This window comes from Cellulomonas jepli, from assembly GCF_047229345.1.
GTDB lineage: Bacteria > Actinomycetota > Actinomycetes > Actinomycetales > Cellulomonadaceae > Cellulomonas_A.
Genome location: NZ_JBFTER010000043.1, coordinates 24,657 through 37,972, shown reverse-complemented (window position 1 = coordinate 37,972; position 13,316 = coordinate 24,657). Strand labels below are relative to the sequence as shown.

14 protein-coding genes are annotated in these 13,316 nt (G+C 75.2%); 6 read left to right on the top strand and 8 right to left on the bottom strand.

Features of this window, described 5'->3' with window-relative positions; genetic code table 11:
• Positions 1-336, top strand: a 336-nt coding sequence (locus tag AB6N24_RS11910; protein ID WP_412869613.1) for a pentapeptide repeat-containing protein, incomplete at its 5' end; no start/stop codon positions are given.
• Positions 337-357: 21 nt separating this feature from the next.
• Positions 358-1,662, top strand: coding sequence for a cation:proton antiporter (locus tag AB6N24_RS11905; RefSeq protein ID WP_412869612.1), 1,305 nt, complete (start codon positions 358-360; stop codon positions 1,660-1,662).
• Positions 1,663-1,759: 97 nt separating this feature from the next.
• Here the strand turns inward: AB6N24_RS11905 and AB6N24_RS11900 are convergent, their stop codons facing one another.
• The 3 genes from AB6N24_RS11900 to AB6N24_RS11890 all read right to left on the bottom strand — a co-directional run bounded on the left by AB6N24_RS11900 (position 1,760) and on the right by AB6N24_RS11890 (position 4,113).
• Complete coding sequence (locus tag AB6N24_RS11900) at positions 1,760-2,419, bottom strand: DUF1684 domain-containing protein (protein WP_412869611.1); 660 nt, start codon at positions 2,417-2,419, stop codon at positions 1,760-1,762.
• A gap of 97 nt (positions 2,420-2,516) precedes the next feature.
• Positions 2,517-3,440, bottom strand: coding sequence for a class F sortase (locus AB6N24_RS11895; protein WP_412869610.1), 924 nt, complete (start codon positions 3,438-3,440; stop codon positions 2,517-2,519).
• 16 nt (positions 3,441-3,456) lie between these two features.
• Positions 3,457-4,113, bottom strand: coding sequence for a DUF4142 domain-containing protein (locus AB6N24_RS11890; RefSeq protein ID WP_412869609.1), 657 nt, complete (start codon positions 4,111-4,113; stop codon positions 3,457-3,459).
• A 187-nt stretch (positions 4,114-4,300) separates the two neighbouring features.
• Between AB6N24_RS11890 and AB6N24_RS11885 the strand changes: the two genes are divergently transcribed.
• A complete protein-coding gene (locus AB6N24_RS11885; RefSeq protein ID WP_412869608.1) occupies positions 4,301-4,759 on the top strand; it encodes an NUDIX hydrolase in 459 nt (152 codons plus the stop codon).
• Between the two features lie 13 nt (positions 4,760-4,772).
• Here the strand turns inward: AB6N24_RS11885 and AB6N24_RS11880 are convergent, their stop codons facing one another.
• The 3 genes from AB6N24_RS11880 to AB6N24_RS11870 are packed head-to-tail and all read right to left on the bottom strand — an operon-like array spanning position 4,773 to position 7,122.
• Positions 4,773-5,519 (bottom strand): MBL fold metallo-hydrolase, encoded by a 747-nt coding sequence (locus AB6N24_RS11880; protein ID WP_412869607.1) that lies wholly within the window; start codon positions 5,517-5,519, stop codon positions 4,773-4,775.
• Complete coding sequence (locus AB6N24_RS11875; protein ID WP_412869606.1) at positions 5,516-6,685, bottom strand: zinc-dependent alcohol dehydrogenase; 1,170 nt, start codon at positions 6,683-6,685, stop codon at positions 5,516-5,518. The genes AB6N24_RS11880 and AB6N24_RS11875 overlap by 4 nt, the downstream gene beginning before the upstream one ends.
• Positions 6,682-7,122, bottom strand: a complete 441-nt coding sequence (locus tag AB6N24_RS11870) for a hypothetical protein (protein ID WP_412869605.1) — start codon at positions 7,120-7,122, stop codon at positions 6,682-6,684. The genes AB6N24_RS11875 and AB6N24_RS11870 overlap by 4 nt, the downstream gene beginning before the upstream one ends.
• A gap of 136 nt (positions 7,123-7,258) precedes the next feature.
• Between AB6N24_RS11870 and AB6N24_RS11865 the strand changes: the two genes are divergently transcribed.
• Both AB6N24_RS11865 and AB6N24_RS11860 read left to right on the top strand, forming a co-directional pair.
• On the top strand, positions 7,259-7,981 hold the full coding sequence (locus tag AB6N24_RS11865) for a GAF and ANTAR domain-containing protein (protein ID WP_412869604.1): 723 nt from the start codon (positions 7,259-7,261) through the stop codon (positions 7,979-7,981).
• A 5-nt stretch (positions 7,982-7,986) separates the two neighbouring features.
• Positions 7,987-9,486, top strand: coding sequence for a PP2C family protein-serine/threonine phosphatase (locus tag AB6N24_RS11860; RefSeq protein WP_412869603.1), 1,500 nt, complete (start codon positions 7,987-7,989; stop codon positions 9,484-9,486).
• A gap of 9 nt (positions 9,487-9,495) precedes the next feature.
• On the opposite strand, the gene AB6N24_RS11855 is transcribed toward AB6N24_RS11860, so the two are convergent.
• A complete protein-coding gene (locus tag AB6N24_RS11855; protein ID WP_412869602.1) occupies positions 9,496-10,512 on the bottom strand; it encodes a magnesium and cobalt transport protein CorA in 1,017 nt (338 codons plus the stop codon).
• A 127-nt stretch (positions 10,513-10,639) separates the two neighbouring features.
• Positions 10,640-11,425: a class I SAM-dependent methyltransferase gene (locus AB6N24_RS11850; RefSeq protein WP_412869601.1), complete on the bottom strand. Its 786-nt coding sequence runs from the start codon at positions 11,423-11,425 to the stop codon at positions 10,640-10,642.
• Positions 11,426-11,600: 175 nt separating this feature from the next.
• Here AB6N24_RS11850 and AB6N24_RS11845 point away from each other — a divergent pair, with 175 nt between their 5' ends.
• Positions 11,601-13,262 carry an ABC transporter substrate-binding protein gene (locus AB6N24_RS11845; RefSeq protein ID WP_412869600.1) on the top strand — a complete coding sequence of 554 codons (1,662 nt, stop codon included), beginning with the start codon at positions 11,601-11,603 and terminating at the stop codon, positions 13,260-13,262.
• Positions 13,263-13,316 lie beyond the last annotated feature (54 nt).

Sequence of the window (13,316 nt, the reverse complement as noted above, 5' to 3'; positions counted from 1 at the left end):
GCCGACCACCGCGGCGCGGACCTGCTCGGTGCCGACCTGCGCCGGGCGGACCTGCGTGGGGCGGCCCTCGCCGGCGCGCTGCTCGTGGGCGCCGACCTGCGCGGGGCGGACCTGCGGCTCGCGGACCTCGTCGGTGCGGACCTGCGCGGTGCCGACCTCGCCGGGGCCGACCTCACCGACACCCTGTTCCTCACCCAGTCCCAGGTGAACGCCGCACGCGGGGACGCCGCCACGCGCCTGCCGGCCGGCCTCGAGCGGCCCGCGCACTGGTCGGCGGAGCGTCAGCCGGTCCCGCCCCGTGCGCAGGCTCGTCGCTCCCGGCGCGCGCCGCGCTGAACCCGCGCCTACGCTCACGCGGTGATCGAGTTCGAGGGCCCGGGCGGCCTCTTCGCAGCCATCGGCCTGGCCACCCTGGCGGCGGCGCTGCTGCCCCGGCTCCTGGGCCGGGCACCCGTGTCGATGCCGATGGTGTTCCTCGCCGCGGGGTTCGTCGGCTTCGCAGTCCTGCCCGGGCTGCCCGACCCCGACCCGCTCGAGCACGGCAGCATCACCGAGCACCTCACCGAGGTGTGCGTCATCGTCTCCCTCATGGGCGCGGGCCTCGCGCTCAACCGCCCGCTCGGCTGGCGCGCGTGGTCGACGACGTGGCGTCTGCTCGCGATCGCGATGCCGCTCTCGATGCTCGCGGTGGGCGTGCTCGGCTGGGCGGTCCTCGGGCTCGGGGCGGCGAGCGCGGTGCTGCTCGCGGCGGCCCTCGCCCCGACGGACCCGGTGCTCGCGACGGAGGTCCAGGTCAGCGAGCCGGTCACCGACGGCGAGGCGGCGGACGACGAGGCGCGGTTCGCCCTCACGTCCGAGGCGGGGCTCAACGACGGCCTCGCGTTCCCGTTCACGTACGTCGCGATCGCCCTGAGCGCGGCCGCCGCCACGCGCGAGGGGCCGGGTACGTGGGTGCCCGAGTGGCTGCTCGTCGACGTCGTCTGGCGGCTCGGTCTCGGGGTCCTCGTCGGGCTCGGCGTGGGGTGGGCGCTCGGGCGGGTGTTCTTCTCGACCGTCGCGGACAAGCTGGGGCTGACGGAGAAGGCCGAGGGGTTCGTCGCGCTGGCCGCGACGTTCCTCGCGTACGGCGCTGCCGAGCTCGCGGAGGGCTACGGCTTCGTCGCGGTGTTCGTGTGCGCGTGCACCGTGCGGACCGCCGAGCGCCAGCACGGGTACCACGCGGTGCTGCACAAGTTCGTCGAGCAGATCGAGCGGCTGCTGACCGTCGCGGTCGTCGTGCTGCTGGGCGGTGCTGTCGCGCGCGGGCTGCTCGACGAGCTCGGGTGGGCGGAGGTCGGGGTCGCGGCGGCGTTCCTGCTCGTGGTCCGGCCGCTCGCCGGGTGGCTGGCGCTGACGCCCGGGAAGACGGGCCCCGGGGAGCGGGCCGTCATCGCGTTCTTCGGGGTGCGGGGCGTCGGGACGCTGTACTACGTCGCGTACGCGCTCGAGCACGCGACCTTCCCCCGGGAGGCCGAGCTGTGGGGGATCGCGGGCCTCGTGGTCGTAGGGTCGATCGTGCTGCACGGCATCGGGGCCACCCCGGTCATGGCGGCGCTCGACCGCCGCCGCGCCCGCGCGGCGGACGCGAAGGACGAGGTCACGATCGCGGGCACCCCCGTCTGACGTCGACGCGCACGGGCACGCCGGGCCGGCGCCGGCGTGGTTGTCGCCGGCGGCCGTGCCTGTCCGGGCTCGCCGGAGGGCGGTGACGCCCGGGCGGTCAGGGGGACGAGGGGGTGACGAGCGCGGCGTGCGGGACGCGCTCACCGACCGGCACCGGGGCCGCGAGGGTGTTCTCGGGCGGGGCGAGCGGGCACGCCCACGCCGGGTCGTACGCGCACGACGGGTTGTAGGCGAAGTTCAGGTCGACGACGACACGCGCTGCGTCGTCGCTGCTCCCGAGGTCGGCGCCCTTGATCGTGTCGAGCACGTACCGCCCGCCGCCGTACGTCCCGCCGGGCCGCCCGGCGGTGGCGTCCTTGACCGGCACGAAGAGCCCGCCGCCGTAGCTGCGCAGCGCCCAGAGCGACACCGTCCCGAGGTCACCGAGAGCAGCGCGCCCGACCTCCTCGAAGGGGACGACGCCGTCCGTCCCCGTCGGCACCTCGAGCCGGCGACCGGGGGCCGGGAGGACCTCGGCGTCGAAGCGGAACGCCGGGTCGTACGGCGCGACGTCGAGCCCGGTGAACGCCGCGCGCGCGTCCCGGTCGAGCGGCGACGCGGGGTGCTCGGCGAACAGCTCGTCGCGCCCCGTGACCCAGAGCGCGTGCGCGACGAGCGGGTCGTCGGTCGCGGCGTGCCGCACCTCGGCGTAGAGGCGGGCGACGCGGCGGCGCCAGTCCACGACGTGCAGCACGTCGCGTGCGGGGGAGGAGGCCATCGGCCCACGGTGCCACGGCCGGCACCGTCCTGCCTGCGCCGCACTCGTCGGCCGCGCGCGACGACCTCCGGCGCCCGACTGTGGTGGCGCCCCGTCGTCAGGCCGGGACCGCGTAGACGACCACGTTGTCGGCGTAGTGGCCCGTGCGGCTGTCGAACGCGCCGCCGCACGTCACGAGGACGAGCTGCGGGGAGCCGTCGGAGCGGAACAGGTCGGTGGGCAGGCCGTCGTCCTTGCTGAACGTGCGGCGGGCCGCGACGCGGTACGTGGCCGTGGCGCCCTGCTCGTCGACGAGCGTCACCGGCGCGTGGACCGGCAGCACCGCGAGCGCACGCATGACGCCCAGGTTGCCGGGGACGTCGAGGTGCCCGACGAGCACCGTGCTCCCCGCCGGCGCTCCCACGCCTGGCCCCGACTGCCACCAGCCGAGAACTTCGGGGTCGTCCGGGACGACGAGGGCGCCCGTGGGCTCGACCCCGACCGGGACGACCTCGACGGGTGCGGCACGCCCGTCCACCTCGAGGCGCACGGGGACGGCGGCGGGCGCGGGCGGCGCGTTCGGCGGCACGGTCGTCGCCGGTGCCTCCGCCGGGCCGCCGGCCGGGGGAGCGACGGGACTCGTGCCCTCGGAGCCCTCCGCCGTCGATGCGTCACCCGGCACGCCGGCGCGGCCGGCGCCCTCGGCGCCGGCCGGGGTCGGCGACGAGCCCGGGACGACGCCGGCGTCCGCTGCGGCGAACTGCGACGGCTGCAGCGCGAGCCAGCCCCCGACCGCGACGGCGGCAGCACCGGCGGCCGCGGCGAGGCGCAGGCCGAGGCCCCGCGCGTCATCCGGGCTCCGGCCGGGCGCCCGCTCGCGGGCGTCCCTCGGGACTCCGCCCCCGGACCTCCGGTCGCGGCGGGACAGCACGTCGCGGCCGGACTGCACGTCGTGACCGGGTGCGGCGGCGTCGCCGGAGGGCGCACCGCCGCCGGACGGCACGCGGCCGGCGGGCGGACCCGTCGGCCGCGTGCTGCTCATGCGCGTCCCGTCCTGCTCAGGCGTGCCGGCGGCGGACCGCGACGAGCGCCGTCGCGGTCAGCACGAGCAGCCCCGCTCCGGCGACGGCGAGACCGATGCCCTGCGTCGAGCCGGCCGCGTCGCCGCCCGACCCGGCCGGGACCGAGGTCGGCACCCCGAGCGCGCCGGCCGCGGCGAGGGCCATGTCGAGGTGGTGCTGGACGACCGGGGCGGACGCCGTCGCGAGGGCCTGCACCGACGGCTCCGCCCCTCCGGCGAGCTCCTTCTCGCCGAGCGCCAGGGTCGCCCGGTGCGACTCGATCTGGAGCGCGACCCACGCCTTGTCGAACTCGGCGCCGCTGAGCGACTGCACGCGTGCCAGTGCGGCCGCCTGGCTCGCGCTGGGGGCGTCGGGGAGCGTGACCCCGAGCTGCTGCGCGACCGGCACGAGCTGCCCGTCGAGCGTCTGGTGGTCGGTGACGAGCATCTGGCCCATTTCCTTGACCTGCGGGCTGGTCGCCTGCGCGAGGGCGGCCTGCCCTGCGGCGATCTCGGCGAGGTTGCCCTGGTGGGCGCCGACCAGGAACTCCTGGTCCTGCGCGTTCGGAGCGGCTGCCGCGGGTCCGGCCGCGAGGGCGAGGCTGCCCGCTGCGGCGACCAGGACGACGGCGGTACGGCGGAGGAGGTGGTGCATGGGGACCCCTTGCGTGTCTTCGTCGACGACGCCACGTCTGCCCGAGCGACCCGTCCACTGTGCAGCACGTCCGCGCCGAGCGCTCGTCGTGCGGGGACGCCCGCCGCGGGGTAGGTGCGGCCGCGGGCTAGCGTGGGCGGCGACGGGACGACCGGGACGACGGCACGACGGGACGGGGCGAGGCGTGGTGACGAGCGCGGGACTGCTGCTGCACCGGCGCGTCGACGGGCGGGTCGAGGTGCTCCTCGGGCACATGGGCGGACCGTTCTGGGCACGCAAGGACGAGCGCGCGTGGACGATCCCCAAGGGGGAGTACGTGCCGCCCGAGGATCCGCTGGACGCCGCGGTGCGGGAGTTCACCGAGGAGGTGGGTCAGCCGCCCCCTCCCGGCCCGGACGTCCCGCTCGGCGAGGTGCGTCAGCGCGGCGGCAAGGTCGTCGCGGTGTGGGCGCGCGAGGGCGACCTCGACCCCGCGGCCGGCACGCCCGGGACGTTCATGATGGAGTGGCCGCCGCGCTCGGGCCGAGTGGCGACGTTCCCGGAGCTCGACGTGGTGCGCTGGTGGCCGCTCGACGACGCGCGCCCGCGGGTCGTCGCCGCGCACGAGGTGCTGCTCGACCGGCTCGTCGCGCACCTCGCGGGCTGAGTCGTCGGCCCGCTCACGACGGCCCGGCGGACCTCGCCTCCGCAGCGGCCGCCCGGACGCCGCCGGTCCACGGCTCGCCGTGCCCGGGCAGCACGAGTCCCGCGCGGGTGCGGGCCAGCGCGTCGAGCGACCGCAGCGCGAGCCCGCTGTCGGCCGTCGCCGCGCCCGCGATGATCCGCGGGCCGGTGTGCGCGGTGTACGGGTCGAGCGTCACGAGCGCGTCGCCGGAGAACAGCACGTCGCGGTCGCGCACGTGCAGCGCGCAGTGGCCCCACGTGTGCCCCGGGCTGAACACGACCTCGGGCTCGCCGGGCACCGGGAGCCGGGTGCCCGTCGGCATCGGCCGCACCTCGCGCACCGCCCGGACCTGGAGCGCCCCGGCGCGGACCATGCCGCCGAGGATCGGCACGGCCCTCGGGTAGCGGAACGGGTAGGACGCGCGGGTCCGCTCGTGGCTGTAGCGGTACGGGTGGCGCGCGAGCTCGTGCTCGTGCAGGTGGCCCCACACGGTGACGCCGCGCCGGCGCAGGCGCTCGGCGACCCCGAGGTGGTCGAAGTGCGCGTGCGTCAGCACGACGGCACGCAGGTCCTCGGGCCGGCGTCCCAGCTCGCGCAGCGCCCGCCCGAGCACCGGCCAGACGGCGGGCAGCCCCGCGTCGACGAGCGTCAGGCCGCCGCCCGCGCCCTCGAGCAGGTAGCAGCTCACGTGGCCGACGTCGAGCCGGTGCACGCCGTCGGCCACGTCGCGGTGGAACGTCATGGGACGAACACCGACCTCACGCAGCCGTCCTGCTTCTTCTTGAACAGCTCGTAGCCCCGCGGGCCGTCGTCGAGCGGCATCACGTGGGTCGCGAGGTGCTCGGTGACGAGCTCCCCGCGCTCCATCCGCTCGAGCAGCATCGGGATGAAGCGCTGCCCGTGCATCTGGGAGCCCTTGACGGTCAGCCCCTTGTTGACCACGGCGCCCAGCGGGAACGTGTCGACGACGCCCGCGAAGACGCCGAGGACGAAGACCGTGCCGCCCTTGCGCGCGTGGTAGACGGCCTCGCGGACGGCCGTCGGGCGGTCGGTCTGCAGGCGCAGCCACTGCTTCACCTTGTCGTACGCGTAGGCCGGCCCGGTCGAGTGCGCCTCCATGCCGACGGCCTCGATGCACACGTCCGGCCCGCGGCCGCCGGTCGCCTCGAGCAGCGCCTCGCCAACGTCGACGCGCGAGTAGTCGAGCACGTCCGCGCCGATGTGCCGCGTGACCTGCTCGAGGCGCTCGGGCAGCCGGTCGATGACGAGCACCCGCTCCGCGCCGAGCAGCATCGCGGCGCGCGCCGCCATCTGCCCGACGCCTCCGGCGCCCCAGACCGCGACGACGTCGCCGGGGGACACGCCGCCGTCCTCGGCGCCCATCCACCCCGTCGGTGCGGCGTCGGACGCGAAGACCGCGCGCTCGTCGCTCACGCCGTCCGGCACCCGGAACGCCCCGACGTCCGCGAAGGGCACGCGCACGTACTCCGCGTGGCTGCCCGCGTTGCCGCCCATCGCGTGCGAGTAGCCGAAGCAGCCGCCGGGCGCGAAGCCCCACAGCGTCTCGCCGATCGCGGGGTTGGTGTTGCCGTTGTCGCAGGCCGCGTACAGGCCGTGCGAGCAGTACCAGCAGCGCCCGCACGAGACGAACGAGCACACCACGACGCGGTCGCCGACGCGGTGCTTCCGGACGCCCGGCCCGACCTCGACGACCTCGCCGAGGAACTCGTGCCCGATGACGTCGCCCGCCTGCATCGTCGGCATGTAGCCGCTCAGCAGGTGCAGGTCGGAGCCGCACGTGACGGTCCGCAGGACCCGCACGATCACGTCCTGGTCGTTGAGGATCCGCGGGTCCGGGACCTCGCCGACCGCGAGCTCGTTCACGCCCTCCCACATCAGCGCCCTCACAGCCGGCCCCCCGTCTTGGCCCGGCGCAGCGCGAGCCGCAGGGGCACGTTCGTGAGCGTCGCCCGGGCCGTGCCGAGGTCGTCGGGCCGCAGGACCTCGCCCGTCTCGAGCAGGCAGCGCGTGTCGCGCAGCGCCTGGCGCACGTGCTCGTCGAGGTCCTTCGCGTCCGAGCCGGACAGCCCGCTGTCGGGGCGCAGCCGCGCGGCGAGCTCGGTGCCGCGGTCGCCGGGCGCCGGGGAGACGCGCAGCTCGACCGCCTCGCCGAGCGCGGCGAGCGGCCGGGGGCGGGTCGCCGTCACGTCGACGTCGGACGGGTCGCGGTGGATCGTGACGACGTGCCAGCGGTCCGGGACGGCGCCGCTGCGGCGCCGGGCGGCGGCGAGGGCGCCGAGCGCGAGCACGCCGGCGACGACACCCAGGGTGGTCCTGCGGGTCATGGAGCTCCTTCGAGCGTGGGCCGGACGGGAGCCTCCGCGCTGCAGGAAGGACTCCTCACGCTGCCACCGGGCTCCCGGGGCTGCAACCGAGGGAGGGGTATACCGTCGAGGGACCCTCTCCAGCGCAGGAGGCACCGTGGCACCCGACGTCCCGGCCGGTGACCAGCTCATGACCGTCTTCGCGCGCATGGGCGGGCTGCTGCTGTCGGAGGACACCGTCGGCACGACGCTCGACCTGCTGACCTCCGTCGCGACGCACGCGGTGCCCGGCGCCGCGGGAGCCGGGGTCACGCTCAGCGGCCCGAGCGGCGGCCGGCGCAGCGTCGCAGCCTCGGCCGACCTCGTGCTCACCGTCGACGCCCTCCAGTACGAGCTCGACGAGGGGCCCTGCCTCACGGCGTGGGCCGACCGGACCGTCGTGCGCGCCCAGGACCTGGACGCCGACGCCCGCTGGCCCCGCTGGACGCCCGCCGCACGTGCCGCCGGCGTGCACGCGGTCCTCAGCGTCCCGCTCGTCGGGGGCAACGCGGCGGTCGGCGCGCTCAAGGTCTACGGCGTCGCGCCGGACGCGTTCACCGCGGGCGACGAGCAGGTGCTGGCCCTCCTGGCCGCGCAGGCCGCGGTGCTCGTGACGAGCGCGCAGAGCTATCGCCGGGCGGGCCGCCTCGGGGACGACCTGCGCGCGACGCTGCGCCGGCGCGACCTCGTGAACCAGGCCAAGGGGGTCATCATGGGCCGCGACGGCACGACCGAGGAGGCCGCGTTCGCGCACCTGCTCGCGCTCGCGCACCGCGACGGGGTCTCGGTGCACGACGCGGCCAGCCGGCTCGTCGCCGGCGCGCACCGCCGGACGCGCTGAGCGCCGTGTCCGTCTCCGAGAGCCACCAGCGCGACGCGATCCGCGCGGTCATGGACCGTGCGGGGCTGACGACGGAGGACGTCTGGGTGCGCTACTTCGCCCTCGGGGGCGACGCGGACCCGGTCGAGCTCGACCTCTTCCTCGACGGCCTCGGGACGCTGCCGCCGCTCCAGCGGGACGTGGTGGCGTCGGTCGTGAACGAGGCGCTCGACGAGATCGCGCCGGCGGCCCGGGCACCGTACGTGCGCCGCGGCCGCGAGCCCGCACGGGACGCCGGGGCGCTGCCCTCGCTCGTCGAGCTGCTGCGAGGCGCCCACCTCGCGCCGCCGGACCGGCTCGCGCGCGTGGTCGACCGCGCGGCGGGGGCCCTCGGCGTCCGGGCGGTGCTCTACCTCGTCGACTACGGCGGCACGCGGCTGGCACCCGTCGTGGGCGGTGCGCACGCGGACGACCGGACGCCGCTCAGCCTGCACGGGACGCTCGCCGGCCGCGCCTTCCGCATGCTCGACCCCCAGGAGTCGACGTCGGACGGGCACGCCCGGGTCTGGGTGCCCGTGCTCGACGGGGTCGAGCGGCTCGGCGTCCTCGACGTCCTGGTGCCCGACGCCCTCGCGCTGGAGGACCCGGCGCTGCGCGAGCAGTGCTGGTGGTTCGCGCACTACCTCGGGCACGTCCTGACCGGGCTCAGCCGCTACGGCGACGGGCTCGACGCCGTGCGGCGCAGCGAGCGGCGCACCGTCGCGGCGGAGCTCGTCTGGCAGCTGCTCCCGCCGCTGACGTCGGGGACGGACCGTGTCCTGGTGAGCGGCCGGCTCGAGCCGTCCTCGTCCGTGGGCGGGGACGTCTTCGACGTCGCGCTGTCGGAGGAGCACGCGCACGTGGCGATCTTCGACGCGACGGGCCACGACCTGGGCGCCGGGCTGGTGGCCGCCACCGCGGTCTCCGCGTACCGCAACGCGCGGCGCGAGGGGCGCTCGCTGTTCGACCAGGCGCAGGCGGTGCACACGGCGCTCGTCGACCAGTTCGGCGGCTCGACCTTCGCGACCGGCGTCGTCGCGCGGCTCGACCTCTTCACCGGGCGGCTGCGCTACGTGGCCGCGGGCCACCCGTACCCGCTCGTGCTGCGCGACGGGCGGGTCGTGCGCACCCTGCGGGACGGGCGCCGGACGCTGTTCGGGCTCGAGGCGACGCACGTGTCCGTGGGGGAGGAGCAGCTCGAGCCCGGCGACGTCCTCGTGCTGTACAGCGACGGGATCACCGAGGCGCGCGACGCGCACGGCGTCCCGTTCGGCGTCGAGGGGCTGCGCGGGTACCTCGAGCGGCAGTCGGGCACGGGGACGCCGCTGCCCGAGGTCGTGCGCCGCCTGTGCACCGAGATCCTCGCCCGGCAGCGCGGCGTGCTGCAGGACGACGCGACGCTCGTGCTCGTGCACTGGACGACGGAGGGGCAGCTCCGGCTCGACCCGCGCCCCGGGCGCGGCTCCGTCGACGTGCTCGGCGTCTGACGCGCCCGGTCAGAGCCAGCGTCGCGCGCGGAAGACCGCGAACAGCGCGAGCGACCCCGCGACCATGAGCGCGAGCGCGAGCGGGTAGCCGTAGGTCCACTCGAGCTCGGGCATGTGCTCGAAGTTCATCCCGTACACGGTCCCGACGAGCGCGGGCGCGAACAGGATCGCCGCCCACGACGAGATCTTCTTGACCTCCTCGTTCTGGTCGAGGCTCGCCTGCGTCATGGCGCGCATCTCCTCGTTCTGCCGCTCCGCGACCACGGTCGCGTTGACGGTGAGCGCGTTCTGCAGCAGCGCGCGGAACGCGTCGACGCGCTCCACGACGCGCACCACGTGGTCTTGGACGTCGCGCAGGTTCCGGCGCAGCTCCTCGTCGACGTCGTACTTCGACGCGCCCGCGGCGAGCCCCTCGAGCATGTCGAGCAGCGGGTGCGTCGCGCGCTGGAACGCCATGACCTCGCGGAAGAGCTCGTAGATGCGCCGCGAGACGTTCGGGTCGCCCGCGAACAGCTCGTCCTCGATCTCGTCGATGTCGTTCTGCAGGCCCGCCACGACGGGCGCGTACTCGTCGACGACCTCGTCGAGGATCGCGTAGAGCACCGCCTCCGAGCCCAGCCGCAGCAGCCCGGGCGTCGCCTCCATGCGGCGGCGAACGCGCGCGAGGTCGGGCGACTCCGCGTGCCGGACCGTCAGCACGAAGTCGCGCCCGGTGAACACGTGCAGCTCGCCGAACTCGACGCGCTCCTCGGAGTCGACGTACCGCGCGGGCCGCAGCACGGTGAACAGCACGTCGCCGTAGCGCTCGAGCTTGGGGCGCTGGTGGGCCTTGACGGTGTCCTCGACCGCGAGCGGGTGGATGTCGAACTCGTGCGCGACGGACGTGATCTCGAGCGTGTCGGGCCGGTACAGGCCGATCCACGCCATGCCCTTCGCCTCGCGCAGCGTCTCGTACGTCTGCGTCAGGGAGCGCGGCTCGCTGTGCCGGCGCCCGGACACGTAGACGGCGTTGTCGACGACGGTCATGGTGCTGCCTCCCTCGCGGCGCGCGACGCGGCCCGCTGTGCTGACGGCCGGCCCGGTGCCGGCGCCCCATCATCCCCCGTCCGCGTGCCCCGGAGAGGGGAGGAAGCCGGCTCCGCGCGCCGCGGGGTCACGCCGGTCGGACGAGCCGGGCGCTCAGGTACCGCAGGCTGCCGTCCGCGAAGCCCTCGTGGTTGCGCGTGCCCTCGAGGCCGGCGAACGGCCGGAAGACCCGGTGGAACGGCCGCGGGATCCACGCGCGCACGAGCGCCGCCTTGCGGGCGTCGTCGAGGCGGAGCGCGTGCAGCACCTCGGCGGTGATGTCGCGCTCGCGGACCGGCACGAGACCGCTCGACGCGAGCTGCGCGCGGGTGGTGGCGACGTCGTCGGCGCCGCGCAGGTCGGCCCACACGAACGTCCCGCCCGGGCGCAGGACGCGGTGCACCTCGGCGACGAACGCCTCCACGGACCCGTAGCAGTGCGAGGACTCGACGTTGACGACGACGTCGAACGAGGCGTCCGGGAACGGCATCGCCTGGGCGTCCCCGCGCACGAACCGCAGCCCCGGGCCTCGGCGGTCGCGCCGGGAGAGCCCGACCGCGGCGCCCGAGAAGTCGAGCCCGGTCGTCGAGCGCGGGCCGAGCGACCGCGCGACCCACGACGCCCCGCCCCCGCGCCCGGAGCCGACCTCGAGCACGTCGGTGCCCGCGACGTCGACGCCCTCGAGCGTGTGCGCGTAGAGCTGGACGCAGAGCCGGTCGACCTCGTCGGCGGGGTCGAGCGCGAGCGGCGGCGCTGCGCCCTGCCTGGCGTCGAGCGGGGCGTACCCGTAGTTCATGAACGCCCACTCGGGGCGCCGCACGCGCGCCGCGAGCAGCTCGTAGCAGGCCCGCCAGGCGAGCTGTCGCAGTCGCATGCGGGGCACGCTACCCCCGCCCGAGGTCACGATCGTGCATCGAGATGGTGACGAGACGATGCCGGGGATTTACATACTTACTGACTCATCGGTAAGTTCACGCCGCGCACCCTCACCGTGGAGAGCGCCCTGGGGCTGTGGCCGCACCGCACCCCCGCACATCGAAGGAGAAGCAATGAAGCTACGGTCCTCCCTCGTCACCCTGAGCGTCGCCACGGCGCTCGTGCTGACCGCCTGCTCCTCAGGTCAAGACGGCACCGCCGGCACCCCTGCCGCGGGGGGCGCGGCCCTGACGATCGCGAAGCCCGACGGCGCGATCACCACCGAGTCGCACAACCCGTACCTGGGGGACTCGTCCGCCTCGAAGTACGGCTACGCCAAGGTGATCTTCGAGCCGATGGCGCTCGTGAACCCCACGGGCGACCTCGGCACGACCCCGTGGCTCGCCGAGTCGGTGGAGTGGAACGACGACTACACCGAGCTCACGGTGGTCCCGCGCAGCGACGTGACGTGGAGCGACGGCACCGAGTTCACCGGTGACGACATCGTCTATACCTTCGACCAGTACCTCGACGGCAGGCTCACCGACACCTCGGGGCTGGGCTACGAGGGCGCGACGGTCGACGGCGACGCCATCACCCTGAAGTTCGCCGAGCCGAAGTACACCGCCCAGGCGCGCGTGCTGCACACCCCGATCGTGCCGAAGCACATCTGGGAGAACATCGCCGACCCCAACACCGACCCGCTCACCGAGGACGGCCTGGCCGTCGGCACCGGTCCGTACGTGCTCGACTCGTGGTCGACCGAGTCCGTCACGCTCACCGCGAACCCGAGCTACTGGGGCGGCGACCTGGCGGTGCCGGAGCTGCACTACATCTCCTACGGCGACAACGCCGCCCTCACCACGGCGCTCGTCTCCGGCGAGGCCGACTGGGCCCAGGCGTTCATCCCGCAGATCGAGGACAGCTACCTGTCCGCCGACGAGGACAACCACTTCCTGGCGTCGCCCACCGCGGGCTCCGGCACGCTGTTCCTGAACCTGCAGACGAAGCCGTTCGACGACGTCGCGCTGCGCAAGGCGCTCGCGTGGACCATCGACCGCCAGGACTACGTCGACGTCGCCCGTGAGGGCGCGAGCGAGCCCGTCTGGAACGTCACCGGGCTCGGCGCCGTGCTGGAGGACGAGATCCTCCCCGAGCTCGCGGACGAGTCGTACTCGGTCGACGTCGACAAGGCGCGCCAGATCCTCACCGACGCCGGCTACACCTGGCAGGACGAGGCCCTCGTCGACCCCGACGGTGAGCGGGTCTCGTTCTCGATCTCCGTGCCCGCTGGGTGGAGCGACTGGAACACCGAGCAGGCGCTGATCGCGGAGGAGCTCGACGAGGCGCTGGGCATCGAGGTCGTCGTGGACCAGCCGGACTGGGGCGGCTGGGACGCCGCGCGCCAGGAGGGCACCTTCCAGGCCATCATCCACTGGCTCGAGGACACCGGGAACGCGTACGGCCTGTACACCTCGACGATGGACCCGAAGTGGATCGTCGACGGCAAGGCGCAGTTCAACTTCGGCCGCTTCGAGGACCCCGCGGTCACCGAGGCGCTGAACACCTACGCCACCGCGTCGTCCGACGAGGACCGGGCGGCCGCCTCGGCCGTGCTGCAGAAGGCGTTCGTCGAGCAGGTGCCGGCCATCCCGCTCGGCTCGCACCCGCTGCTCGGTGAGTTCAACACCCGCAACTACGTCGGGTGGCCGTCGGAGGACGACGCGTACGCGTCCGCCGACCCGACGCAGCCGGGGATCGTCCAGGTCCTGACGGCGCTGACGCCGGCCGAGTAGTCCCGTCCGTGACGGGGCGGGTGCCGCGTGCACCCGCCCCGTCATCGCCGACCA